Raw genomic sequence first — 25532 nt, 5'->3', positions numbered from 1 at the left:
AGGAGGGCTTTGTCCCCTCCTTTTCTGCTTTTTCGCATCAGCCGCGAAGAATCAAAGTAAGAAAGCCGTCTTCATCAGGCTCCGTATCTTCCAAAGCGAAGCCCGCTGCTTGAAAGCAGGCTAAACTGATTTGATTGTCTTTTTCGATGCTTGCCGCCCATTCCCGCACGCTGGTAAACCCAGGATCAGTCAGCAGTTTTTGCAAGATCTGTTTTCCGTACCCTTGAAGCTGGTACAAAGGATTGACGATCAATCCGATATACGCCCGCTCCTCCACAAACTCTATAGAGACCATGCCTGTCGGAAGCTGCCCGTCATATGCCATAATGACAGTATCGTCTTCATCTTTACTCAATCGTGCATACCACGCATCTAATGGCAGCATCGCATCCATTCTCCGTCTGATGTTATCGTTCTTAAACCAGTGTTCAAGGATTTTCAGCTCACGCACCTTCAATATTTGAAATCTGTCTATTAAACCCATCTTCCCACTTCCCCGCCTGAACCTTTTCCGTTATTTTACAATAAAAAAGAAGGGCTTCCCGCCCTCCGTTTCTTATTTCTCAGATAATTTTCCGCCTGAATAAACGGCCTCTTTCAGCTCAATTCCGAGTGATTTGGCCATTTTTTTCAGTTTGGATTCTTCCATCGGCGTGACAAGGCTGAGTACGGTTCCTTCTTTACCGGCCCGCCCCGTCCGGCCGGATCTGTGGATATATCCGTCTTCATTCGGGATGTCCGCGTGAATGACGTACGGAAGATCGTCGATATCGAGTCCGCGCGCCGCAATGTCAGTCGCCAGAAGCAGCGGAAATTCTCCCCGTTCAAACGCTGATAATATCTTTGCCCGCTCCATTTTTTTCGCTTCTCCGTGCAGGATGCCGAGGTCCACATGATGATAGGCAAGTTTTTCCGCATAGACGCTTAAATTTCCGATATCTCTGACGAACACGAGCGCCTGCATGCCGTTCAGCCGTGACAGTTTTTGCAATAGCTTCACTTTATCCCGCTGATCGCAGACGAGATATTGATGTGTGACGCGCGCTTTTTCCGCCGTATTCCGCTCCACTTTCAAAACGGCCGGTTCGTGCGCGATGGTATTCAGCACCTGTTCTGTTTCCGGCTGCAGCGTAGCGGAAAAGCTTAAAAGCTGTCGGTCTTTCAGCGTCGTTTTAATGATTTTTTTCATCGTTTCGCGGTGTTCCTTTGTCACGAGCTGATCCGCTTCATCAAGAACGATCGTCTTGACTTCATGCATTTTCAGCTTTTTCGCCTGAATCAATTCGAGCACCCTGCCCGGTGTGCCGGCAATGATATGCGGTTTATTTTTGAGCTTCTCCACCTGCTTTTTCACGTTTGCCCCGCCGATCAAAGACAAAGCGCGAAGATCGGAGCCTTTTTTCCAATCCTGAATCACTTGAAAAATCTGCATCACAAGCTCGCGGGACGGCGCTAAAATGATCACTTGCGGATGTTTCTGTTCCGGGTTGATCCGCTCCAGAACCGGAAGCGTGTACGCCAATGTTTTTCCCGTTCCCGTCGGGGATTCGGCAATGACGTCTTTCCCTTCCATGATCACCTGAGCGGCTTTTTCCTGAATGACGGTCGGCTCCTGAAAACCTGAGGCCTCCCAGTTTTCGGCGATAAATGGTTGTGTATGCTGTAAAAATGGCCATGTTTGGGTCATGTCGTTCTCCTCAATTCTTAAAATCTACTCCATAGTATCTCAAATGCACGCGCCAAACGCAATTTTCTTTTTCCTTCCAAGCCTTTTAACAAACGGTCTCCTCCTTTATAATCATAAATGAGAAAGACACATGATAAATAAAACGTGTCTGATAACGATAGAGGTGTAATGATGAGTATTTTATCCGTAAAAGATTTAAGCCACGGCTTCGGTGACCGTGCGCTTTTTAACAATGTATCGTTCCGTCTTTTAAAAGGGGAACACGTCGGCTTAATCGGAGCAAACGGCGAAGGTAAATCAACGTTTATGAATATTATTACCGGAAAACTTGAGCCTGATGAGGGTAAGGTTGAATGGGCGAAAAACGTGCGTGTCGGCTACCTCGATCAGCATACCGTGCTTGAAAAAGGAAAAACGATCCGCGACGTGCTGAAGGATGCGTTCCATTACTTATTTGCAATGGAAGAGGAAATGAATGAGATTTACAACAAAATGGGCGAAGCGGACCCTGATGAGCTTGAGCAGCTGCTTGAAGATGTCGGTGTCATTCAAGACGCCCTGACAAACAATGATTTCTACGTGATTGACAGCAAAGTTGAAGAAATCGCCCGCGGCCTCGGCCTGCAGGATGTCGGACTTGACCGCGACGTCACAGATTTAAGCGGCGGACAGCGGACGAAAGTGCTGCTCGCCAAACTGCTTTTGGAAAAACCGGAAATCCTTCTGTTGGACGAACCGACCAACTACCTTGATGAACAGCATATTGAATGGCTAAAACGCTATTTGCAGGAATATGAAAATGCGTTCATCTTAATTTCTCACGACATTCCGTTTTTAAACAGCGTGATCAATTTGATTTATCATGTGGAAAACCAGGAGCTGACGCGTTATGTCGGCGACTACCATCAGTTTATGGAAGTATACGAAGTGAAAAAACAGCAGCTCGAAGCCGCCTATAAAAAACAGCAGCAGGAAGTGGCTGAGCTGAAAGATTTCGTCGCCCGCAACAAAGCGCGGGTCAGCACGAGAAATATGGCGATGTCCCGCCAGAAAAAGCTTGATAAGATGGATATGATCGAACTGGCGGCCGAAAAACCGAAACCGGAATTCCATTTCAAGCCTGCGAGAACGTCAGGCAAGCTCATTTTTGAAACGAAGGACTTAGTCATCGGCTACGATACTCCGCTGTCACGCCCGCTCAATCTCAGAATGGAGCGCGGGCAGAAAGTCGCCCTGTACGGCGCAAACGGCATCGGGAAAACGACGCTGTTAAAAAGCCTGCTCGGTGAAATCCAGCCGCTGGAAGGCACGGTGGAACGGGGCGAGCATCAATACACGGGCTATTTCGAGCAGGAAGTGAAAGAAACCAATAACAATACGTGCATCGAAGAAGTGTGGAGCGAATTTCCTTCCTTTACCCAGTACGAAATCCGCGCCGCCCTCGCCAAATGCGGCCTGACGACCAAACACATTGAAAGCCGCGTCTCCGTTCTCAGCGGAGGAGAAAAAGCGAAGGTCAGATTGTGCAAGCTGATCAATTCAGAAACAAACCTGCTCGTGCTTGACGAACCGACAAACCACCTGGATGTCGATGCGAAAGAAGAGCTGAAACGCGCGCTGAAAGAATACAAAGGCTCCATTCTGCTGATTTCCCACGAACCCGAGTTCTACATGGATATCGCAACGGAAACATGGAATTGTGAATCTTGGACGACGAAAGTGCTGTAAACACAAAAAGGAACTCCCGCCCATGCGGAAGTTCCTTTTTTTCTTAATGTCCGGCTTTTATTCCGGCGAGATGTTTGCGTCCCATGAGAAGGACAAGCATGCCGACAAAAACGACGATCCCGCCTACTGTATATGGAGTGCTTGCGGTGAAGTGTTCTGACAGCATTCCCGCAATCCACGGAGCGAGCGCACCGCCGATAAAACGGACTGAGCTGTAGGCTGAAGACGCGATTGAACGTTCAACCGGCGCAGAACCCATCACAGCGGTTGTCATGATCGTATTCACCATACCGAGAACAGCACCGGCGACAACGATACACGTAATGATCAACGTCTGATGGTCAGTCCAGATCCCCATGACGATGAGAATGACCGCAAAGGCGATAAAGAGAACGACGAGCGAACGCACTGTTCCCAGCGCTTTGTGCAAGAGCGGCGCCGTAAAGACTGACGTAATTGCCAGCAATAACCCCCAGCCGAAGAAGACGTATCCAAGGCCGTGTTCATCTAAATCCAGCACGAACGGAGAATAAGCAAGCAAAATAAAAAATCCAAAGTTGTATAAGAATGCAGATACTGCCATTGTCAAAAGGCCTTTATATTTGAGCGCCTTCATCGCATCAAACACACCGACGCGTTTCGCCGGTTTCGGCAGCTTCGGCAGCATGAGTGAAATCGCGCAAAGCGCTATGAACATGAGGACAGATACTCCGAAGAACGGAGCGCGCCATGAGATGCTGCCAAGCTCTCCGCCGGCAAGCGGCCCCACGGAAATCCCCAAGCCGAGCGCGGCCTCATACAGAATAATGGCTTTGGCGCTGCCGCCGACAGATACCCCGACAATGACGGCAAGCGCGGTTGAAATAAAGAGAGCATTCCCAAGCCCCCAGCCGCCGCGATAGCCGACAAGCTGAGCGATTGAACTTGAGCTTCCGCCAAGGGCGGCAAACACGATGATAAAAATAAGTCCGAGAAGCAGCGTCCATTTTGCACCGATCCGGCTTGAAATCGCGCCGGAGAAAAACATCATAAAACCGGTAACGAGCAAATAACTTGTAAATAGCAGAGATACTTCACTAGGTGAAGCATGTAATTGTGCGGCGATCGCCGGAAGAATCGGATCGACAAGACCGATTCCCATAAAGGAAATCACACAGGCAAACGCAACCGCCCAAACGGCTTTCGGCTGGCTGAATAAGCCTGTTTTCTGTTGTGATGATGTATCCATTTGACCAGACCTCCTATTTGATCCATTAAAAGAAACGCTATATCCATAGCGTTTACAGCAAAATCATTCGATTGATTGAATGGCGCGTTCAGCTTTTTCTTTCATTCCGTTAAGGCGCGTTTTAAAATGCTGAAATGTGCTGATCTTCTCATCAATCATCTCAAGCTGGTGGTTCAAAGCGTGCTGAATCTCTTCCAGCTTTTCTTTCCGTTCCTTCGGATCCAGTGACAACAAGTACCCCTCTTTGTTTAATTCCAGCTGACGGCTCATCTCCATAAACTGCTGAAGCTCCTGAAGGGAAAAACCGAGCACTTCTTTTGTGCTGGTTACTTTTTCGAGCTCCTCCATATCATCTTCAGAGTAAAGCCGGACGCCGCCTTCTGTCCGTTTAGGAGCAGGAATCAAACCAATCTCCTCGTAAAAACGAATGGTTCGTTTTGTCAATCCGCTTCGCTTGGCAACTTGATCAATCTTCATCCATTCCAAGGTGAATCCCCCTCTTGTCGTATCTGTTTCTATTATACACCATTTGAACCTTAACGTAAACGTAAACTTTTTATGCCTGATAAACTTGGTTTGGACAAAACGTTTGTCTTTAAAGCGCCGGGAAACATCTGTGTTAGATAAAAAAAACCGGTATGACCCGCCATCTTCTCGGGGGCCGTACCGGCTTTTCTTAATTCTCAAGTTCTTCAATCATCAGTGACAATTCGGTCCAGCGCTCCATCGCCGCTTCAAGCTCTTCAGCCGTTTTTGCCTGTTCGGCCATCAGTTCTTGAATCTTTCCGAAATCACTTCCCGCTTCAGCGATTTCCGCTTCCAGACGCTGATGCTTTTCTTCAAGGCCGGCGATTTTGTCTTCGATGCCGTCCCATTCGATCTGATCCTTATATGAAAGCTTTTTGCGCTTTTTCTTCGGCTCTTCTTCCGCCTTTTTCTCTTCGGCCGGCTGTTTTACCGCCGTCTTCTTCGCTTTTGCGTGTTCCATGTATTCACTGTACGAACCTTGGAAACGGGAAATGACACCTTGTCCTTCAAATACGATCAGGCGGTCAATGACGCGGTCAAGGAAATAGCGGTCATGGGATACGGTGATGACGACGCCTGGGAACTGTTCGATATAATCTTCGAGCACGCTTAATGTTTCCGTGTCCAGATCATTGGTCGGCTCATCTAAAAACAGCACATTCGGTTCCTGCATCAGTACATTCAGCAAGTACAGACGGCGCTTTTCCCCGCCCGACAGCTTTCTGATATACGTCTGCTGCATCGGACGCGGGAACAGAAAACGCTCAAGCATTTGTTCCGCGGTGATGACATCGCCTTCCGCCGTTTTGACGATTTCAGCCGTCTCTTTTATATATTCAATGACTTTCATATCGCCGTTCATTTCGCTGTGGTCCTGGGTGTAGTAGCCGATCCGGACCGTCTGCCCGATGGTGATATTGCCGCTGTCAGGCTGAATTCTGCCGGCGAGGCTGTTTAAAAGTGTCGTTTTTCCGATTCCGTTCGGCCCGATGATGCCGATTCGTTCCCCCGGGATGACAAGCTCATTAAACCGGCTGATCAGCGCTTGGCCGTTATAGGTAATGGTGACGTTATCGGCTTCGATCACCTGTTTTCCGAGACGGTGTGAGCCGATCGCGAAATCGAGTGATCCGGAGACTGCCGGCCCTTTTTGCTCCTTGAGCGCCTCCGCTCTGTCCACTCTCGCTTTTTGTTTCGTCGAGCGCGCTTTCGCCCCTCTTCTGAGCCACGCCAATTCGCGGCGCAGGAGGTTTTGACGTTTTGTTTCTTTCTGCTCCGCCAGCGCTTCCCGTTCGGCCCGTTTTTCCAAGAATACTTCATAGTTTCCTTTATACGTATAAAGGCTGCCTCTCTCAAGCTCGTAAATTCTGTTCGTCACCCTGTTCAGAAAATATCTGTCGTGCGTGACAAGCATAACGGCGCCCGGATATTGCGATAAGTAGCCTTCCAGCCATTCAATCGTTTCATTGTCCAAGTGGTTTGTCGGTTCATCCAAAATGAGCAGGTCAGCCGGCTGGATGACGTTTTTCGCAATCGCGACGCGCTTTCTCTGGCCGCCGGACAGCTCGCTGACATCCTTCATCAGATCGGTGACGCCAAGTTTGGTTAAAACCGTTTTGGCTAACGTATTCGCCTCCCACGCATCATTCACGTCCATTCGGGCCTGCGCATCAAGCAGCTGTTTCTGGCGCTGGTCATTTTCCGGTTCTTCATTCAGCGCCTGAAGCGCTTTTTCGTATTCTCTCATCGTTCTCATGACGGCTGATCCGCCGGAATAAATATGCTCAAGTACGGTTTGTCCGGCCGGAAGCTCAGGGTCCTGATGCAAAAACTCAATATGCACGCTTCCTGAAGCCGTAATCTCGCCTTCCTCCGTTGATTCAAGGCCGGCAATGGTTTTCAGAAGCGTAGACTTCCCCGTTCCGTTCGGGCCGATTAAACCGATTCTTTCATTCTCTTCAATATGAAAGGAGATATGGTCGAATAATGTCTTATCTCCGTATGTTTTATAAAGGTTTTCCGCTTTTATGATGCTCATGGTCCCTATCAATCCTCACGTAAGTTCATGTGTTCATTTTAAATCAGGCGCTGGAATAAAACTAGTAAAAGGACAGACAAATTTCTTGGAAGAGATCATTTTGTCCGAAGAATGTTTCCGCCTCTCCTTTTATACACTGGAGGTGAAGAGGTGATGACATGATCAGCGTCAGTTTGTGCGTTATCGTGAAAAATGAAGAGGAAGTGCTTGCGGGCTGTCTTGATTCCGTCAAAGACATTGCGGATGAGATTGTGATTGCTGATACGGGCTCGACCGACCGGACGAAAGAAATCGCGGCCCGTTATACGGATAAGATTTATGATTTTGAATGGATCGATCACTTTGCGGCCGCCCGTAATTTTGTGTTTTCGAAAGCGGAAATGGATTATATTCTGTGGCTGGACGCCGACGATATACTGACGGAAAAGGACCGTGAAAAGCTGATTGAACTGAAGGCGTCGCTTTCAAAAGAGGTGGACGCGGTATCCATGTATTATCACGTCGGCTTTGATGCTCGGGGAGAGGTCAGCTTCAGATACCGCCGCAACCGACTCGTCAAGCGTGAAAAAGGGTTCCGCTGGATCGGAGCCGTGCATGAGTATCTTGAAGTATACGGAAACATCATAGAAACCGATATTGCCGTCACACACCGGAAATCCGAGAAAAAGCACTCGCCTCCCTCAGACCGCAACTTGAAGATTTATGAGAAAATGGCGGAAAACAGTGAAACGATGACACCGCGCGATTTGTTTTACTTCGCGAATGAATTAAAGGATCACGGCCAGTATCAGCGCGCCATCACGTATTATCACCATTTTCTTTCCACAAAACAGTGCTGGATCGAAGACGAGATCAGAACGTGCCAATATCTATCCGATTGCTACAGGGCGGTCGGCCATGAAGAGGCCGCCATGACGTCTCTCTTAAAATCATTTCTGATCGATTGTCCGCGGCCGGAGTTCTGCTGCAGGCTCGGCGACTATTTTGCGGAGAAACGGCAATACCGGCAGGGCGTGTTTTGGTATGAGCTCGCCTTATCCGCCAAAAGCAGTGATGCAGGCTTTACCCAGCTCGAATATTCCACCTGGTATCCCCATCTGCAGCTCTGCGTCTGCCACTGGCAGCTCGGCGACAGAGAAAAAGCGAAGATTCATAACGACAAAGCCGCCTCCTATCATCCGTCACACCCGAGTGTCCTGTATAATCAAAACGTGCTCGGCACATAACATCAAAAAAAAGAGCTGCCCCCGTATGTAGGGCAGCTCCTTATTGATTACGCTGTCGGAATTCCTCCGCTTACACTGTAAATTTGGGATGTCACATAGCTCGATTCTTCTGAGGCCAAAAAGACATAAATCCCTGCAAGCTCCGCCGGCTGTCCGGCACGCTTTAATGGGACGGCCGGTGTTTCCTTGCCGAATTTCGGAATGTTTTCACCGGGCTGTCCTCCCGAAATCTGCAGCGGCGTCCAGATCGGCCCCGGCGCTACCGAGTTGACTCTGATTCCTTTATTCGCCAGCTGCTTTCCTAAGCCGACGGTAAAACCGATAATGGCATGTTTCGTCGCGGCATAATCCAACAGCATCGGGCTTGGATTATACCCTTCTACGGACGTTGTCGTGATAATAGACGCGCCTTCCGGCAGATACGGAAGCGCGGCTTTGACGAGCCAATACAGCGAGAATACGTTGACTTCAAATGTTTGATAGATTTGTTCTGTGGCAAGATTGCTGATGTCATCCACTGCCTGCTGTTTGCCGGCGACAAGAGCGAGCGTGTCAAGACCGCCAAGCTCTTGATACGCTTTTTCCGCCAATTCTCCGCAAAACGCTTCATCGCTTAAATCTCCCGGCAGCAGAACGGCTTTTCTTCCCTCTTTTTCAATTAACGCTTTCACTTCTTCGGCATCCGGCTGTTCCTCAGGCAGATAGTTAATCGCCACATCCGCCCCTTCCCGGGCATAAGCAATCGCGGCGGCCCGGCCGATACCTGAATCGCCGCCGGTGACGAGGGCTTTTCTTCCCTTCAGCTTGCCGGCTCCTTTATAGCTTGTTTCACCGCAGTCCGGCACAGGCTTCATCTCTTTTTGCAAACCGGGCGGTTCTTGATATTGTTTTGGAAATTCATCATGATCATATTTCGTCAGCGGGTTGTGCAGATTTGCATCAGACATACAAGACTCTCCTTTATCATTGGTGATGTATTCGTATGTGTACCCCTGAGCATGACGGATCAAACGTGTAAGTGCAGTTTCCGATTGATAAAGGGAAAACAAAAAAGGAGCCCGTAAGCTCCCTTTTTTTATGATTCTCCGAGTACGTTTTCAGCCATTTTCGCTAAATGCTGGGCGCTTCCCGAAATTTCCTGCATCGTTGCAGAAATTTGTTCAACCGCCGCCGCTTGGCCGTTTGTGTTCTGGTTGATGGATTCAATAGAGTCCTCCAGCCCTTTCAGCAGGCTGTGGATTTTTTTCGTAATCTGGTCAATTTGGCCGACGTTGTCTTTTGAATGAGTGGCAAGCTTGCGGATCTCATCCGCCACCACGGAAAAGCCCTTGCCGGATTCTCCTGCTCTCGCGGCTTCAATGGCCGCATTCAAACCGAGCAGATTGCTTTGATCCGAGATGCCCTTGACAGTGACGGAAATGTCGGCGATTTCTCCCGCGCTTTCACTGACTTGTTTCGCCTGAGTGGAAATCCCGGTCATCTGTGCTGAGAAACCGCTGATGGATTCTGAGATATCCGCGATGGCCGAAGCGGTCTGTTCCACGACGGCGGACAGGCTTTCAGCGACATCGTGAAGCTTGGCTGATTTTTCAAGGCTGGTGCCGAGACCGACGCCGCCGATGACTTTTCCGTTTTCATCGTGAAGCGGAATCGCTCTGGCGATCAGCGGAAATCCGAACAGCTCTTTCGGCACCATGCTTGTCTTCTTCTGATTCATGCGGATCGCGTCTGTAATGATGTCCCCTTTTTGCAGCGGGTCTCCCGGCTTTACATTAAGAGAAAACGTTTTAGCCGGAATATTCACGATTAATTTTTCTGTATCATAAATTCCGATGGTGATGTCATCTTGGATCAGGCTGTTTAAAAAAGGCGCAACTTTGACAAAAGCGTCAAGCAGGCTGTGCGTTTGCTGCTCCGTCTGTATACTCATTTCTTTCACTCCTTCTTAATATGGGAATTGCCGTTTTTCATGCTGAACCGAAATCCATTTCAGCGTGGTGAATTCTTCAAGGCTCCATTCGCCGTTCAGCCTGCCGAGACCTGATTGTTTCTCGCCGCCGAACGCGACGTTCGGTTCATCATTAATGGTCGTATCGTTGACGTGAATCATGCCGGTTTCGATCCGCTTAGCAAACTCAACGCCGCGCTCAACGTTTGCCGTATGCACGGCTCCGCTTAAACCGAACGGTGTCGCGTTTGCGATGCTTACCGCTTCATCCTCCGTTTCAAACGGCATGATGCAGACGGCCGGTCCGAACAGCTCCTCCTTCGCGATGCTCATCTCAGGTTTCACATCTTTTAAAATGACGGGCTCAGCGACCGTTCCGCTGAATCGGCCGGACAGCACCGGAACCGCTCCCTCTTCTATCGCTTTTACGACAGACCGTCTCAGACCTTCCGCCTGCCTCTCATTGATTAAAGGACCGATAACCGTATCAGGGTCCATCGGATCGCCGACTTTCAGCGATGACACTTTCGCTTCGTAAAGCTCTGTAAATTTGTCATATACAGATGTGTGAACGAGCACGCGGTTCGCCGACATACAGATCTGGCCTTGATGCGTAAACCGGCTGAATACGGCCGCATTGACGGCGTATTCAAGATCAGCATCCTCAAGCACGATCAGCGCGCTGTTTCCGCCAAGCTCCAACAGCGGTTTTTTAAAGTGTTTGACTGCAAGCTGTCCGATATAGCTGCCCACTCCGGTTGAGCCTGTAAATGAGATAATCCGCGGCACGGGATGCTCAACAAAGCTGTCGCCGATCTCCCCGATATCTGTCACGATAACATTGAGCAGCCCGTCCGGTACGCCGGCCGCTTCAAAAATTTTCGCGATAAGCGTTCCGCCGCAGATCGGTGTTTCTTCATGAGGCTTCAGCACGACGCCGTTCCCCGCGCCGAGTGCCGGCGCAACAGATTTCATCGAAAGGAAAAACGGGAAATTAAACGGGCTGATCACCCCCACGACTCCGGCGGGTATTCTGTACAGTCTGTTTTCTTTTCCGTCAATCGTGGACGGGAGAATTTTCCCTTCCATCCGCACCGGAAATGTTGCGGCTTCTTTTATCATATTTTTGACAAGTCCGATTTCAAACTCAGCCTTCAGCCGTGTTCCGCCAAGCTCCTCCATGATTAAGTAAATAATCGCTTCTTCGTGCTCTTCAATGAAAGAAACGGCGTTTTCCAAAATGGCCCGCTTTTTAAAAGGGTTTACTTTGTCCCATTCTTGTTTCGCAAGAGCCGCGGCGCGATATGCCGCATCCACATCATCAGACGTCGCTTTTTGGAATGAGGTGATGACTTTTTGAGTATAAGGATTTCTGTTTTCCAATACGTTCCGGCTGCTTCCATCCCTCCATCGGCCGCCGATAAACTGCTTATTTAGTTCTTCATATTGAAACATGTAAACATCTCCCTTTCACCGAAACTTGAAATTAGTTGATGAGTCATCTTTTGTATCGGTCTTAAGGTGAGAAAATTGAACTATTTCACAATAAAATTCCCGTTCCTTCCGCGCATCGACGCTTTTTAGCTTTGTCCTTTTAAAGTGGAAAATTCTTTAATTGACTGCGAGAAATTTCGACAATATAATACAAACGTCAGTGTATATAATGATAAGAATATTATGAATTTTCAGGAGGACCCATATGTCTTTACTATTTCGGAAAAAGCCGCTGGCCGACTTAAAGGCCCAGAGCAAACAGACCAGCCTGTCCCGCTCGTTAAGCGCTTTTGACTTGGTTTTGCTCGGAATCGGCTGTGTTGTCGGCACGGGGATTTTTGTGATTACCGGGACTGTGGCCGCGACAGGCGCAGGACCGGCTTTGATTCTGTCGTTTGTGCTCGCGGGCCTTGCCTGCGCGCTCGCCGCGTTTTGTTATGCGGAATTTTCTTCATCCATTCCGATTTCAGGCAGCGTATATACGTATTCATATGTCACTCTCGGGGAGTGTCTCGCGTTTTTAATCGGATGGGACTTAATGCTTGAATATGTCATCGCGCTCGCCGCCGTCGCAACCGGCTGGTCATCCTATTTCCAGTCGCTTCTTGCAGGCTTCGGGCTGCATCTTCCGGAGGCGCTGACCGCCGCACCCGGCAGCAAAACGGGTGCCGTGTTCAACCTGCCGGCCGTTATCATTATTTTGGTCATTACCGCGATTGTTTCAAGGGGCGTGAAAGAAAGCACCCGCTTTAACAATGTCATTGTATTGATGAAAATTGCGATCATTCTGCTGTTTATCATCGTCGGTTTCGGCTACGTGAAACCGGAAAACTGGTCGCCGTTTATGCCGTTCGGAATGAAAGGCGTCATCACGAGCGCCGCGACCGTTTTCTTCGCGTATCTCGGATTTGATGCCGTGTCAAACGCGTCGGAAGAAGTGAAAAACCCGCAGAAATCAATGCCGGTCGGAATCATCGGCGCGCTCGCCATCTGCACCATCCTTTACATTACGGTATCGCTCGTCCTGACGGGAATGCTTTCGTACACCAAGCTGAATGTCGGAGATCCGGTATCTTTCGCACTCCAATTTGTCGGCCAGAACAAGATAGCAGGCATTATTTCCGTCGGCGCGATTATCGGGATTACAACGGTGATGCTCGCTCTGCTTTACGCTCAGGTGCGCCTTACATTTGCGATGAGCAGAGACGGCCTTTTGCCACGCATGTTTTCCAAGGTTCACCCGCGTTTTAAAACACCGTTTCAAAACACATGGGTGACGGGGATCGCTGCTGCCGGGATCGCGGGTTTTATTGATCTGGGAACCTTGGCGCATCTCGTCAATATGGGAACCTTGGCGGCCTTTACGGTCATTGCGATCGCCGTCATCGTTTTAAGAAAGAAACATCCGGAGATCAAATCTTCCTTCCGTGTTCCTTTCGTGCCTTTTGTGCCGATCATCAGCGCATGCTTATGCCTGTATCTCGCAAGCAGCCTGCCGGGCGTGACATGGCTCGCCTTTGTCATCTGGATCGCCGCCGGGATCGTCGTTTATATGATGTATTCGAGAAAACACAGTTTGTTAAATAAATAAAAAGGGAGGCTCTTTTTTCTGTTTGAGAAAGAAGAGCCTTTTTTGCACTTGATAATTCATTCACCTTATGAATAATATGGTGTATGCTTCGTTTACATAAAAAGGAGGAGAATCACTTTGGCAATTGCCGCCCCGCTTAAAGAAAAACCTGTCCATCGTCCCGAGACAACCATGTATTCTATTTTGTTCATTATCGGGATCTGTCATCTGCTGAACGATTCACTGCAAGCGGTGATTCCGGCGATGTTTCCGATTTTGGAACGTTCCATGAATCTTACATTTACGCAGCTCGGAATGATCGCCTTTACGCTGAATATGGTGTCTTCCGTGATGCAGCCCGTCATCGGCTGGTATACAGATAAACGCCCGATGCCGTATGCTTTGCCGCTCGGACTCACCGCAAGCATGCTCGGCATTTTAGGTCTCGCGTTCGCCCCGTCTTTTCTGACGATTTTATGCTGTGTCTTTTTTATCGGCCTTGGCTCCGCCGTCTTTCATCCTGAAGGATCGCGTGTCGCCTACATGGCCGCTGGCGAAAAGCGCGGCTTGGCGCAATCGATTTACCAAGTCGGAGGGAATACCGGCCAGGCGATGGCACCCTTGATTACCGCGCTGATTCTCGTTCCGCTCGGTCAATTCGGCTCTGTCTGGTTTACGCTTGTCGCCGCAGTCGCTGTGCTGTTTCTCATTTATATCGCCAAATGGTATAAAGGCCGCCTGATTCATTTGCGCGCCGTAAGTAAAAAATCACCGGCCTCCGCTGTGCAGACCGTGATTACAAAACCGATTATTCTCGCCCTTATCATGATTATCTTCTTAATTTTCGCGCGCTCCTGGTATGTGAGCGCGATCGGCAACTTTTATACGTTCTATGCGATGAATGCCTATCATGTCAGCATTCAGCAGGCACAGAGCTACATCTTCGTCTTTTTATTTTTCGGAGCTGTCGGAACGTTTCTCGGCGGGCCGCTTGCAGATCGTTTCGGAAAGCGGAACGTCATCATCGTTTCGATGATAGCATCGGCTCCATTGACGATTTTTCTTCCGTTTGCGGGGCCTGTCATCGCCTATGGCGTACTGGCGCTGATCGGTGTTGTTCTGATGTCCAGCTTCTCCGTGACGGTTGTCTACGCGCAGGAGCTTGTTCCCGGCAAAATCGGAACAATGTCAGGGCTTACGGTCGGGCTCGCCTTCGGAATGGGCGCGATCGGAGCCGTTGCGCTCGGAGCTCTTATTGATTCAGCAGGATTGACGCCGACCATGACAGCCGTCGCCTTTCTGCCCGTTTTAGGTCTGCTCGCCTTTGTCCTGCCGAGCGACAAAACATTAAAAGAATGGCATTCATAAAAATAATCCCTGCCTTTTCGGCAGGGATTTTATGTTTCAACCGTATAAAAATGAGTGTCAGGAACCGCATATTTCGGAATAAACCCGTCTCTGAAATCAGGAAACGCTTTTTGAATTTCATCAATCCATTTTTTTACGTTTTTGATGTACGGCACGTAAATCATATTGACTGTCGCCTCGTCATCAATGTGATAGTACCAGCACAGATTGAATTCGTTCTCCGTGACGAGCGTAAAGCCTGAAAAATGATAAAACATCAGCGGGGTGTCATTGACATATACAGCCCCGTCGCGCAGGCTGACGTCATATTGCTCAATATTCCACAGCGCCGCATTCGCGCCGATCGACTCCGTGACATGAACGTCTTCAAACTGCGCGGGCCACTTTTCAACATACCTTTGGTCACCGTATGTCTTTTTTTCTTCATTCATCTCCACCGTACAATAGGAGATGCAATCCTGTCTCCACTGCCAGACCGCCCGATACGCTTCCCCGGTATTCCGCGCGCCGACAAACCCGGTGTTGTACTGCCCCGTCAGCTTGTAATAAGACGCAAACCGTTCTGAATTGCGGTGATCCGTCAGAAAAAGGGAAGCATCCGGCTTTTCCGCAAACAGCTCGCCCGCATCTGAGAAGAAAAAGAGATCGGTGTCCAAGTGGGCAAAATATTCGGCTTCATCATACTCTGTCATCACATGGAACAGAAATGCCGGCTTCAGCGTCCAGCAATATTCATGAAACGTCCGGCCGCCCTTTGCTTCAAGCAGCTCCGGGTCCTCCATTTCATGGAGCTGAACCGCCGTGACATGTTCCCACGGCACCTGCTGAAGCAGTTCGTACGCTTTCTGATCGACACACAGCACATACAGATGAAAATCCCGGCAATGCTCATGGAGAGAATGAATCATCGGCATCAGTTTAAAGATATGCGTTCTGGAAACAATGGTTGAAAAATGATATTTACTCACCATATCACATCCAATTTATTTAAGATCCACATGCAGTAAATCAGCAGCCAGCGCTTTGAACGCCCTTGCAAAGTGCGTGACGCCCAGCTTTTTTTCCGCTTTTGCCAAAAGCTTTCCGACCTCCGGCAGATTGAAGCTGTTCGCCGTGATACGCGGGCTTTTCGTCTTCCAGTCCGGGTCGAGGTTGCGGTCTTTAACCGCGTGCAGCAGCTCGAGAAAAATGTGCAGCAGGCTTTCATATTTCTCATAATCAAGCAGCACTTCGATGTCTGCCATCATGCTGTTGGTTAACTCCGCGTCAAACGGGCCGTTAAACGCGAGGTGCACGTCAAGCGAATGAATGTCATTGTACTTGTCGCACATGTACGCGATATTCGCCCTGATGTCATCAACGGAAGCGCAGTTGCTCGGATGCTCCTGATGGACGCTCATGATATCGCGCCGCAGCTGAAATCTCATTCCCGACTGATGAAGCCTGATGCCGAGATCATAATCTTCAAAACCGTATCTGACGATGCCCTCATCAAACAGGCCGAGATCTGCCACGTGCTTTCTCTTGACTGACGAATTGTTCGTAATGAAAAAACGCCACGGCAGACGGTAGCCGTTCAAATCATCTCCGTATTTTTCCAAAATGCTTTTCAGCACACGGATAAAGTCGGTATCTAAATCAAAGCATTGGTCAAGAAAACTTCCGTCTCTGATGTCACTTTCATCAAGGAGCGGCTCTTTATCGCCCGGCAGCTCTTCATACAGTTCGGCGAGTTTTTCCTTATGCTCTTTTTCAAAACGGTCATAATAAAAGCTGTAAATCCGCTTCCAGAACATACCGCATACGACAAGATCGTCCCGGTTCTCATGAGCCTTGATATGCTTCGCCACCAAATCTTTTTCAGCAAGCATATCGCTGTCATGGAAGATCAAAATATCGCCTCTGGCATTGCGGACCGCCTGATTCCGGCCGTAAGCGATTCCTCTGTTTTCTTTAATTCTCACAAAAATCAGCGGAAAATTCGCGCTGAATGATTCCAGCATGGATAAGGTTCCGTCTTCCGAACCGTTGTCAGCCACAATCACTTCGAACGGCTCTGTGCATTCCTGTTCATTCAGGGACAGCAGGCTGTTATAAAGCCTCTCCTTGGAATTATATGCGGGAACAATGACGCTTGCCTTCACTTTTCGTTCACTTCCTGTATATGATCATTTATTTGTTATCATCCTCAGATGCAAAGCCGCTGAACTCCGGGCAGACGGCGCTGACCGTCCCGATCACCCGCTTCAGAATGTCCTGATAAAGCTGATGGACAAACGGCAGATCGGTCCGGTCCGTCTCATGAATCTGCCGAATGTCGCCGGCTGTAATGATCCGGTATCCGCTGAAATGATAGAAAATCAGCGGACTTCCGTCTTCAAGCACAAGACGTCCGTCCTTCCATGAAAATGTGTGGCGGCCGTAATTCCAATGTCCGATATTCACGCCGGGCGTGGTGATGTCACACACATTCGGGAACAGGCCGGACATGTAATCCAAGTAGCCTTGATCTCCGAATTTTCCTTCGCCCGGCGCATTTTTGCATTCTTCAAGGCAGCGTTCTTTCCACCATCTGAGACAATCTGTGCCGGCACTGTCGGTTTTGAAGCTGAGAAAACCGGAATTATACCGGCCTAAAAGACGCTGCAGCATGTCGATTTCCTGTTTTTCAAATGAGGGAATGACGATATCACCCCGTGACAGAAGCACCGAACAATCCGGCTGATTGTCAAAAATCGCGCGCGGATCAGCGAAGAAAAACAAATCGGCATCAATGTAAGTGACACGCTCTAATACCGGATGTCCGTCCAGCACGAATTCGAGAAATACCGGCTTCACCGTCCAGCAGTATTCGCTTTGATCCCTCGTCCGCTTCAGTTCAAGGAGCTCCTCATTTTCCAGTGCGGACACCTGAATCAAGGTGACATTATCCGGCCGCATTGCCTGAAGCACGTCATAGGTGTCTTGATCCATACACAAAGTAAAAATGGGGGCGTCCGCCTGAACCGCTTTCAATGAGCCGAACAAAGCGATAGCCTGATACAGCCTTCCTTTTGATAAAACTGTGCAATATGCGCTTGTCACGTCTTTCTCTCACCTCTGTTTCTGTTACTTTTGAAAAAAGGCTTTATACCATTCGATCGTTTTTTCCAATCCTTCATCAATGGTATGCGCGGGTGTCCAATTCAGAAGCTTCCTCGCCTTTTCCGCCGATAAATATTGGTGCTTGATTTCATGGCTTCCCTGGTTGAGCACTTTCGGCTTAAGGTCACTGTCCATGGCCTTAAGAATTTTTTCTACAAGCTCCAGCACCGTCAGCTGAATCTCATTGCTGAAGTTGAACGCTTCCCCCGCAAGATTGAGCTCCTCCATCTTTTCCGCCAGCAAAAGGTATGCCTCGACCGCATCCTCGATGTAAAAATAATCACGGATAAATGTGCCGTCGCTGCGGATTTCCGGCGCTTCACCGTTCAGCACGAGCTGAATCGTCTGCGGAATAATCCGATTGAAGTTCAAATCTCCGCCGCCGTACAAGTTGCCGCAGCGCGTAATACAGACCGGAAGTCCGTACGTATTAAAATATGTGTGGCTTAACAAATCGGCACAGCTTTTTGATACGTCATACGGATGTTTGCCCTGAAGAGGCATGTTTTCATCGTACGGCAGTGCCGGCTGGTCGCCGTACGCTTTATCACTGGACGCGACGATCACCCGCTTGATGAGCGGATGCCTGCGGCACGCTTCAAGGATGTTCCATGTGCCGAGAATATTGGCTTCAAATGTGGAAATCGGATTGCGGTTTGCGACGCCGACGATCGCCTGAGCGGCTAAATGAAAGACCGTGTCAATTTCATATTCGCCCAGCGCCCGCTCAATCACATCCAGATCCTCAAGCGCGCCCTGCACGATATTCATTTGCTTCACTTGTTCTCCCTGATACAGGTTCGACTTGGGCACAGTGTCACGGACAAGTCCCGTCACATTGGCCCCCTGATCGATCAGTTCCTTCACCAAGCAGCTTCCTAAAAGACCTGTACATCCCGTCACAAACACATTTTTATTTTTCCAGAAACTCAAACTTGATCACCATACCTTCCATACATGTTGTCCCCGGTCCCACATGTTGTTGATTTCCAGCAGATTTTTATACGTATCGATCGCCGTCCAGAAACCGTAATGCCGGTATACCGCCAATTCGCCGTCTTTCGCCAGCTCCTTCAGCGGTTCTTCTTCAAACATGACGTCTCTGTCTTTCGGCAGATAATCAAATACCTTCGGGCTGAGCACGAAAAATCCGCCGTTGATGATGCCGTCACTTGAGGTTTTTTCAGAAAAGCTTTTCGCCATACCGTCTTCAACCGTCAGCGTTCCGAATTGCGAGGTCTTTTCTATACCGGTGACGGTTGCCGCAGCCCCTTTTGATTGATGATAGCTGATCAGATGAAACAGGTTGATGTTCGCCAGTCCGTCCCCGTACGTCATAAGAAAGGTTTCATCACCGATGATGTCCTTCGCCTGTAAAAGCCGCCCCGCTGTCTGCGTGTGTTCCCCCGTGTCTAAAAAAGTGATTTTCCACGGCTCGGATTTTCCCAATATCCGCACTTCTCCGGTAGAGCTGTCCAGCGTCATGCTGTGATTCTTCCAGTCATAATCTAAGAAATATTCCTTAATCATCTCTCCTTTGAAACCAAGAAGCAGGATAAATTCGTTCACGCCATAGTATTGATAGAGTTTCATAATATGCCATAGAATCGGTTTGCCGCCTATCATGGCGAGCGGTTTGGGACGTTCATTGGTGATTTCGCTCATTCTCGTTCCTTTTCCGCCGCAGAGAATGACTGCTTTCATCTCTACCCCTCTTCTCTGTGAATATTGGATTCGAAACCGCCCGTATAAGAGAAACCAACCCGATAATTTGTCCGATTCTCTATCACCGGTTTCAAAATCTACTGTAAGATATGAGAGATTGGCGCCCTTTGTGACCAAAAGCTCTCTCTTTTTTCAGATTGGTGAAGATACACACAAAAAAGAGCCTCACGGAAATTCCGTAAGGCTCTTTCTATTATTTATTATCCTGATTCAGCTTTTCTTTGCCGTAATGATATTTAGACGGATCAACCGGCGTAAAGTCGCTCAATTTGTGGAATCTGAGCAAGTCTTTGTACATCACGCTGTCAGACAGCTTCAGCTGCTCTGTGACTCTGGCTTTCAGGTTTTTCGTTTCCTGATTGCCTTTCAGTTCTTTTCCTGTCTTCGTATCGTATACGACATTGGAGATGGAAGTATATTTCGGCGTGACGTAATCTCCGTTACGGAACGTCACCGTATCATCATGGTCTTTCGAGAAGAGATCGGTGCCGAAATTAATATATTTCTTAGAATCGATGCCTTCCAAGTGAAGGATCGTCGGCACAACGTCCATTTCACCGCCGTACGTATGGTTCACCCCGCCTTTTTTGCCGGGGATGCGAAGCATAAGCGGCACACGCTGATTCTGTGCGTTTTGATAAGGCGTAATTTCTTTGCCGAGAATTTCTTTCATCGCGCGGTTATGGTTTTCAGAGATTCCGTAGTGGTCTCCGTAAAGCATAATCACCGAGTTGTCATATAAACCGGATGCCTTCAGATCTTTAAAGAACTGTTCAAGCGCTTCGTCGAGATAACGCGCCGTCTGGAAATAGTCATCCACAGTCGCGTCGCCCGTTTTCGCTTTTTCGATCGTTGCGTCTTTTTCATCAAGCGTAAACGGATAATGGTTCGTCAGCGTGAGCAAATGCGCGTAGAACGGCTGTTTCAGCGATTGAAGCTTCGGTACGGATTCTTTGAAGAATGGTTTATCCTTCAGACCCATATTGACAAGGTTGTCATCAGACATATCGTATGTGCTGGCGTCAAAGAATTTATCGTAGCCGATATGTTTGTAAATCTGGTCACGGTTCCAGAATGATTTGTAGTCACCGTGTAAAACGGCGCTTGTATAGCCCTCACTTTGGTCAAGGATGGCAGGAAGCGATTGATACGTGTTTTCCCCTTTTGTCACGAAGGCTGACCCTTCAGGCAGTCCGAACAGGCTGTTATCCATCATCAGCTCGGCGTCAGATGTTTTACCTTGGCCCGTTTGGTGGAAAAAGTTATCAAAGTACGTCATGTCCTCTCCGCCGCGTGCGAGTTTATTCAGGAACGGCGTGACTTCTTTTCCGTCAAGTTTGTAGTTGATCAAAAACGATTGGAAACTTTCCAAGTGAATCTTAATAATGTTTTTGCCTTTGGCCTTGCCGAAATACTCGGCGTTCGGCTTCGCGTAATGCGACGATGTGTAGTTTTCAACGCTCGTCAGGTCATCGCTGCTGGCATATGCCCGCTGTGATTCCGTCTGCGCCGTCTGTACGCCGTCATAAATCGTGTAATTATAAAGGCCTAAGTATTTTACAATGTAATTGCGGTCAAACGTTCTTGTCAGCAGCTCCGGGCGGTCCTCTTCGGCAATCGCCAGGTTCACGAAGAACAAAACAATACCCGTCACGATAATTAATGACGTATACCGTTTTTTCAGCTTGAATTCCTTCAGCTCACGTCTCCACACCAGAAGCGCGATTAAAATAATAATATCAACAAAGTATAAAATATCATGGCCGGACATAATGCTGAAGATGCCGTCTCCCATATTTCCGACATTACCGGATTGCTTTAAGTTAGGGAATGTCAAGAAATCATCGAAGAATCGATAGAATAGGATATTTGCATACAAAATAAACGTCATGATGAAATCAATAATCACCATGATAATCGCTGATTTGCGGCCTTTCGCAAACAATGCCAGTCCTAAAAAGAAAATGGCGCTTGAGAACGGATTGATCACAAGCAGAAACTGCTGCGTCGGACCCTTCACCCCAAGGTTGAATTCAGCATGATAGGCTAAATACGTTTTGGCCCAAAACAAAATAATAGCCAGTACAAAAAAACTAAGTCTGTAAGAAAATAATTTCTTCATGGCAACCTCTACTTTCCTAAACACTTTAAATCTGTATTCTTACTTTTTGCTTCAATTCCTGCTTTCCGAGCAAAACGAAAGCATCACACAGCCCCATAAACACACCATTTAAAAAAACGATATATTTATCATTCGTGTCATGCCCATTGAACATCTTATCCCGCCAGCCATTAGACGCAGGATATCCGTTCTTCGTTTCACATTTTTTTCTGGCATTAAAAGGTACCGTATCAGACCCGGTCTGAAAATAGGAGATACCAAATATAAGAATAACACAAACTTCTAAAAACGAAAAATGAATATCAAAGACAGCCGCCCAACAGGCGGGCTGAAGTTATTGTATGCAAAGGGGCTGAAAAACTTGAAGGTTTTTTTGGCTGATGTAAAAAAAGGACTGGAGTCATCCAGTCCTTTTCATCAAATCGGTCAAATCCCCGCCCAAACATCTTTTGCGTAAATGCCTTTTGTCTGGAGGTCCAAAAGCCATTCTTGCGCTTGCCGTTCGTCTGTTTCGTGGACCGACTGATACGCTTTTTGCAGCGTTGCCTCTACATCGGGCGCCATTTTGCTGCCGTCGCCGCAAACGTAGAGGTGCCCTCCCCGGCTGAGGATGGAAATTAAAGCGCCGGCGTCTTTCGCCATTAAGTGCTGCACATACGTTTTCGGTACGCCTTCTTTGCGGGAGAAAGCCGTATGAAGCGTCACGATTCCGTCTTTTTCATAAGCTTCAAGCTCGTCACGGTAAATAAAATCATGATCGTTTCTGCATCCGAAATACAGATGAGCCTCCCCCAGCTCTTTTCCTTCTTTTTTTAACGCCGCGCGGGCCTGCAGAAATCCGCGGAACGGGGCGACTCCTGTGCCGGGACCGACCATAATAATCGGTTTTTCCGGATCTTCCGGCAGCCGGAATCGTGTTTCCGGAGTGCGGACAAACATCACGATACCATCCTCAGGGCCGCGGTCCGCTAAATAATTCGAAGCGACTCCGCGATACTCACCCAAACCGCTCCGGGCGGGGCCGCGAACGACGCCGACGGTAATTGAAGCCTGACCGGGATTTTTCCGAGGCGAACTTGAAATCGAATAATACCGCGGCTTCAGCGGACGCAAAAGCTCCAGAAATCGCTCAAACGGAAGTTCACACGCTTCATATTTTTCAAGGAGATCGAGCATCGAGACGCGCAATGTTAAGATTTGCTCCTGATAGACGCCCTCCTCAAGAAAATCTTCCAATTCCCGTTTGTGCGGCGGACAGACCGTATAAGCGGCCATTTCCCGGATTTGAGCTCTTGATGCCGCTTCCTGCAATTCGACACAGCTGCTCAGAAGATCATGCAGCCTGACCGGCCGATCAAGCGGGAGATGAGCCGCGCTCTGCCCGCTGGCCGTCAGCAGCACTTGATCATTCCCGTTCAGATTGAACCGGCGGAGAACACGGCTGACCTGCTCTTTGCTGTTTACCGGCAGCACGCCGAGATGATCCCCCTCATGATAGGCAGCCTCTTTCGGCAGAGTGATTTCGATATGCCTTGTGCTCCGGCCGCTTTCCGGCGCCTGAAGTTCCCTGTTTTCCGCAACGGATGCGTAAACCGCTTCATACGTCTGTGCCAAAGGAGACCCGCCAAGCCCGCTGACAAATTGAAGGCCCAGCGCACTTCGCTCTTTTTCGGCATTTTCATTCAGCTTGAGACCGAATGCCTTCATGGCGTCCGTCCACATGCTTTTTTTCCATTCATCAAGCTTTCCTTCAAAATCGCCGCTGACGTCCCCTTCGCCTCGGGAGGAAAATCGTTCCGCCCCTTTTTCGGCAAGCTTCTCATCAATAAGCCTCGGCACAGCCTGATATGTCGCCGCCCAGTTATGATCACCGCAGCCGAAGACGGCATATCGGACGCCTTCCAGTTCCCCGGGTTTGACTTCTTCAAGCCATTGAACGAATTGTCCCGCGTTGCTCGGAGGCTTTCCGTTATAAGAGGACGTAATGATCAAGAGAGCTCCTTCTTTCGGCAGTTTTCCGATCCGGTCATTTAAAGGCGCCGTTTCAGTCCGGACGCCATGCATCCCGGCAGTATCGGCAAGCTCCCGCGCCACGCCTTCTGCGGTTTCCGTATCTGAGCCGTACAGAATCAGAAGCGGTCGGTTATCAAGCCCGATAATGGATGCGCCTTTTGTTTCCCGTTTTTCTTTTTCGACGTCTTCCGCCGCTTTTTCAGCCGCCGGGAGAGCAGCCGCAACGGCTTCTTTGTTTCTCGGCCGCACCCGGATATGAAAGTCGCCGGGCTTGATCGTTAGTGTCTGTTTAATATCGAGCTCATAATCGGTGTGATCGATAAAGGTAAAATGCTGCAGAATCATCCCCAGAACAAGGGTTGCTTCATGCAGGGCGAACTGCATACCGATACACGCCCTCTGACCGTTTCCAAACGGCTTATACGCATGGTGAGGCACTTGATCAGGATGTTCAAACCGCTCCGGATAAAATTCCTCCGCATTGTCTCCCCATGCGTCTTTATCACGGTGAAGCTGGGGAATTAAAACGGAAATTCTGTCTTTCGGCGTGATCGGATATTTCCCGCCGATCACCGTATCCTCTTTCGCATAAAGGCTGAACGCAGGCGCGGTCGGCCATAAGCGCAATGACTCCTGCAAAATCATTCGGATATAACTAAGCTCCAGCACTTGTTTATAAGAAGGAACGGGATCGGTCAAAACCCGATCGGCTTCTTCATAGGCTTTTTCCAAAACACGGGGATGTTTCAGCAGAAAGTAGATGGCAAAGGAAAGCAGGCCGCTGGTCGTTTCGTGGCCGGCAATTAAAAACGTGATGATTTGAAACCGGATATTTTCATCATCAAGTTTTTCGCCCGTTTCCGGGTCTTCCACATTCAGCATTCTGGCCAGCAGATCCTTTTCATCCCGGCCGCCTGACCGGCGCTCTGCGATAATACTGTCAACTAACGAAAACATCGCCTGAATGTCATGATGAAATTGGCGCTTCGTCCTGATCATAAGCTTATCCTGAACATCAAGGCGCTGCATTTGGTGCATCGCTTCATCAAGGGCGCGCACCATGCTGTTGATAAACGGATGAGGCGTTTCCCTGTAATAACTGTTAAACCGATAGTTAAAGCCGCAAAGCCCGATCGTATCGAGCGTCAGGCGGGTCATATCAGCAGGCACATCAACGGCCTCATCCGGGTTCAGCCTAGCCCATTTTTGAATCAGCTGCACCGCGATATCAGTCATCATCGAATGATAATCTTTCATCGCGCGCTGGCTGAAGGTCGGCATCAGAATATTATGCGCCTTTCGCCAGTTAGGCTCATGCGTCCAGCTTGTAAACAGCCCGTCACCGGAAAACGCCCGGACTTTCTCCAAAGCCCCTTCAATGCTTTTATCGAACCGCTCTTCATCACAAACCTCTTTCACCAGTTCATGGCCGGACACGACGATAATGGCGCCCGCCGGCGTATGCAGCTGAAAAATAGGCCCCTGCTCGTTTGCCAGTTTGATAAGCGACATTGTAGGCTTGTCTTTATCAAGCAAAGGAAGATTGCCGAGCGGGCCGAATGTCTTCGGCTGCGGAATCGGACCTGTTTCCTTCATGAATAACACCCTTTCTAACACGTTGATGCGTTCCTTCCAACTACATTGCCCTTTTCACCGGCCGATTATCCGCCGTCACGGATCAATCATCGGATTGACGATCGATAACGGTTTTTT

The 25532-nt window shown here is 48.9% G+C and carries 19 protein-coding genes; 4 read left to right on the top strand and 15 right to left on the bottom strand.

Annotation, left to right across the window (positions count from 1 at the left end; genetic code table 11):
• Positions 1–37 precede the first annotated feature (37 nt).
• Both ACWHAR_RS17620 and ACWHAR_RS17615 read right to left on the bottom strand, forming a co-directional pair.
• Complete coding sequence (locus tag ACWHAR_RS17620) at positions 38–484, bottom strand: GNAT family N-acetyltransferase (protein ID WP_032872447.1); 447 nt, start codon at positions 482–484, stop codon at positions 38–40.
• A 72-nt stretch (positions 485–556) separates the two neighbouring features.
• Positions 557–1687, bottom strand: coding sequence for a DEAD/DEAH box helicase (locus ACWHAR_RS17615; RefSeq protein WP_032872449.1), 1131 nt, complete (start codon positions 1685–1687; stop codon positions 557–559).
• Positions 1688–1858: 171 nt separating this feature from the next.
• Between ACWHAR_RS17615 and ACWHAR_RS17610 the strand changes: the two genes are divergently transcribed.
• Positions 1859–3415, top strand: a complete 1557-nt coding sequence (locus ACWHAR_RS17610) for an ABC-F family ATP-binding cassette domain-containing protein (protein ID WP_012117051.1) — start codon at positions 1859–1861, stop codon at positions 3413–3415.
• A gap of 43 nt (positions 3416–3458) precedes the next feature.
• Here the strand turns inward: ACWHAR_RS17610 and ACWHAR_RS17605 are convergent, their stop codons facing one another.
• From ACWHAR_RS17605 to ACWHAR_RS17595, 3 genes are all read right to left on the bottom strand, one after another.
• Positions 3459–4643 (bottom strand): MFS transporter, encoded by a 1185-nt coding sequence (locus ACWHAR_RS17605; protein ID WP_032872451.1) that lies wholly within the window; start codon positions 4641–4643, stop codon positions 3459–3461.
• Between the two features lie 63 nt (positions 4644–4706).
• Entirely contained in the window at positions 4707–5129 is a 423-nt protein-coding gene (locus ACWHAR_RS17600; RefSeq protein ID WP_032872453.1) for a MerR family transcriptional regulator, read from the bottom strand.
• Between the two features lie 190 nt (positions 5130–5319).
• Entirely contained in the window at positions 5320–7209 is a 1890-nt protein-coding gene (locus ACWHAR_RS17595; protein ID WP_032872455.1) for an ABC-F family ATP-binding cassette domain-containing protein, read from the bottom strand.
• Positions 7210–7367: 158 nt separating this feature from the next.
• On the opposite strand from ACWHAR_RS17595, the gene ACWHAR_RS17590 reads away from it, so the two are divergent.
• A complete protein-coding gene (locus ACWHAR_RS17590; RefSeq protein WP_007609987.1) occupies positions 7368–8435 on the top strand; it encodes a glycosyltransferase in 1068 nt (355 codons plus the stop codon).
• A gap of 47 nt (positions 8436–8482) precedes the next feature.
• Here the strand turns inward: ACWHAR_RS17590 and ACWHAR_RS17585 are convergent, their stop codons facing one another.
• The 3 genes from ACWHAR_RS17585 to ACWHAR_RS17575 form a co-directional block, all read right to left on the bottom strand.
• The gene (locus ACWHAR_RS17585) at positions 8483–9382 is read right to left on the bottom strand and encodes an SDR family oxidoreductase (protein ID WP_032872457.1); all 900 of its coding nucleotides are present in this window, start codon (positions 9380–9382) and stop codon (positions 8483–8485) included.
• Positions 9383–9510: 128 nt separating this feature from the next.
• Positions 9511–9915: a methyl-accepting chemotaxis protein gene (locus ACWHAR_RS17580; RefSeq protein ID WP_370466150.1), complete on the bottom strand. Its 405-nt coding sequence runs from the start codon at positions 9913–9915 to the stop codon at positions 9511–9513.
• A 465-nt stretch (positions 9916–10380) separates the two neighbouring features.
• Positions 10381–11838: an aldehyde dehydrogenase family protein gene (locus ACWHAR_RS17575; RefSeq protein WP_032872459.1), complete on the bottom strand. Its 1458-nt coding sequence runs from the start codon at positions 11836–11838 to the stop codon at positions 10381–10383.
• Positions 11839–12082: 244 nt separating this feature from the next.
• On the opposite strand from ACWHAR_RS17575, the gene ACWHAR_RS17570 reads away from it, so the two are divergent.
• The gene (locus ACWHAR_RS17570) at positions 12083–13468 is read left to right on the top strand and encodes an amino acid permease (protein WP_032872461.1); all 1386 of its coding nucleotides are present in this window, start codon (positions 12083–12085) and stop codon (positions 13466–13468) included.
• A gap of 117 nt (positions 13469–13585) precedes the next feature.
• Complete coding sequence (locus ACWHAR_RS17565; RefSeq protein WP_032872463.1) at positions 13586–14815, top strand: MFS transporter; 1230 nt, start codon at positions 13586–13588, stop codon at positions 14813–14815.
• A 29-nt stretch (positions 14816–14844) separates the two neighbouring features.
• On the opposite strand, the gene ACWHAR_RS17560 is transcribed toward ACWHAR_RS17565, so the two are convergent.
• From ACWHAR_RS17560 to ACWHAR_RS17530, 7 genes are all read right to left on the bottom strand, one after another.
• A complete protein-coding gene (locus ACWHAR_RS17560) occupies positions 14845–15783 on the bottom strand; it encodes a putative nucleotide-diphospho-sugar transferase (RefSeq protein WP_032872465.1) in 939 nt (312 codons plus the stop codon).
• Between the two features lie 15 nt (positions 15784–15798).
• The gene (locus ACWHAR_RS17555) at positions 15799–16959 is read right to left on the bottom strand and encodes a glycosyltransferase family 2 protein (RefSeq protein WP_032872467.1); all 1161 of its coding nucleotides are present in this window, start codon (positions 16957–16959) and stop codon (positions 15799–15801) included.
• A 28-nt stretch (positions 16960–16987) separates the two neighbouring features.
• Complete coding sequence (locus ACWHAR_RS17550; protein WP_032872469.1) at positions 16988–17899, bottom strand: putative nucleotide-diphospho-sugar transferase; 912 nt, start codon at positions 17897–17899, stop codon at positions 16988–16990.
• Positions 17900–17923: 24 nt separating this feature from the next.
• A complete protein-coding gene (locus tag ACWHAR_RS17545; protein WP_032872471.1) occupies positions 17924–18892 on the bottom strand; it encodes a GDP-mannose 4,6-dehydratase in 969 nt (322 codons plus the stop codon).
• A 6-nt stretch (positions 18893–18898) separates the two neighbouring features.
• Positions 18899–19663, bottom strand: a complete 765-nt coding sequence (gene rfbF / locus ACWHAR_RS17540; protein WP_032872473.1) for a glucose-1-phosphate cytidylyltransferase — start codon at positions 19661–19663, stop codon at positions 18899–18901.
• Positions 19664–19877: 214 nt separating this feature from the next.
• Positions 19878–21806 carry an LTA synthase family protein gene (locus ACWHAR_RS17535; RefSeq protein ID WP_032872475.1) on the bottom strand — a complete coding sequence of 643 codons (1929 nt, stop codon included), beginning with the start codon at positions 21804–21806 and terminating at the stop codon, positions 19878–19880.
• A gap of 426 nt (positions 21807–22232) precedes the next feature.
• The gene (locus ACWHAR_RS17530) at positions 22233–25415 is read right to left on the bottom strand and encodes a bifunctional cytochrome P450/NADPH--P450 reductase (RefSeq protein WP_032872477.1); all 3183 of its coding nucleotides are present in this window, start codon (positions 25413–25415) and stop codon (positions 22233–22235) included.
• Positions 25416–25532: the final 117 nt, after the last annotated feature.

The organism is Bacillus sp. LR--39 (assembly GCF_053613335.1).
This window is presented reverse-complemented; position numbering and strand designations above follow the sequence as displayed.

What these genes read in the sequence shown, in the direction of transcription:
- ACWHAR_RS17620 (WP_032872447.1), bottom strand. Translation starts at nt 484, where the DNA reads ATGGGTTTAATAGACAGATTTCAAATATTGAAGGTGCGTGAGCTGAAA.
- ACWHAR_RS17615 (WP_032872449.1), bottom strand. Translation starts at nt 1,687, where the DNA reads ATGACCCAAACATGGCCATTTTTACAGCATACACAACCATTTATCGCC.
- ACWHAR_RS17610 (WP_012117051.1), top strand. Translation starts at nt 1,859, where the DNA reads ATGAGTATTTTATCCGTAAAAGATTTAAGCCACGGCTTCGGTGACCGT.
- ACWHAR_RS17605 (WP_032872451.1), bottom strand. Translation starts at nt 4,643, where the DNA reads ATGGATACATCATCACAACAGAAAACAGGCTTATTCAGCCAGCCGAAA.
- ACWHAR_RS17595 (WP_032872455.1), bottom strand. Translation starts at nt 7,209, where the DNA reads ATGAGCATCATAAAAGCGGAAAACCTTTATAAAACATACGGAGATAAG.
- ACWHAR_RS17590 (WP_007609987.1), top strand. Translation starts at nt 7,368, where the DNA reads ATGATCAGCGTCAGTTTGTGCGTTATCGTGAAAAATGAAGAGGAAGTG.
- ACWHAR_RS17585 (WP_032872457.1), bottom strand. Translation starts at nt 9,382, where the DNA reads ATGTCTGATGCAAATCTGCACAACCCGCTGACGAAATATGATCATGAT.
- ACWHAR_RS17580 (WP_370466150.1), bottom strand. Translation starts at nt 9,915, where the DNA reads ATGACCGGGATTTCCACTCAGGCGAAACAAGTCAGTGAAAGCGCGGGA.
- ACWHAR_RS17575 (WP_032872459.1), bottom strand. Translation starts at nt 11,838, where the DNA reads ATGTTTCAATATGAAGAACTAAATAAGCAGTTTATCGGCGGCCGATGG.
- ACWHAR_RS17570 (WP_032872461.1), top strand. Translation starts at nt 12,083, where the DNA reads ATGTCTTTACTATTTCGGAAAAAGCCGCTGGCCGACTTAAAGGCCCAG.
- rfbF (WP_032872473.1), bottom strand. Translation starts at nt 19,663, where the DNA reads ATGAAAGCAGTCATTCTCTGCGGCGGAAAAGGAACGAGAATGAGCGAA.
- ACWHAR_RS17535 (WP_032872475.1), bottom strand. Translation starts at nt 21,806, where the DNA reads ATGAAGAAATTATTTTCTTACAGACTTAGTTTTTTTGTACTGGCTATT.
- ACWHAR_RS17530 (WP_032872477.1), bottom strand. Translation starts at nt 25,415, where the DNA reads ATGAAGGAAACAGGTCCGATTCCGCAGCCGAAGACATTCGGCCCGCTC.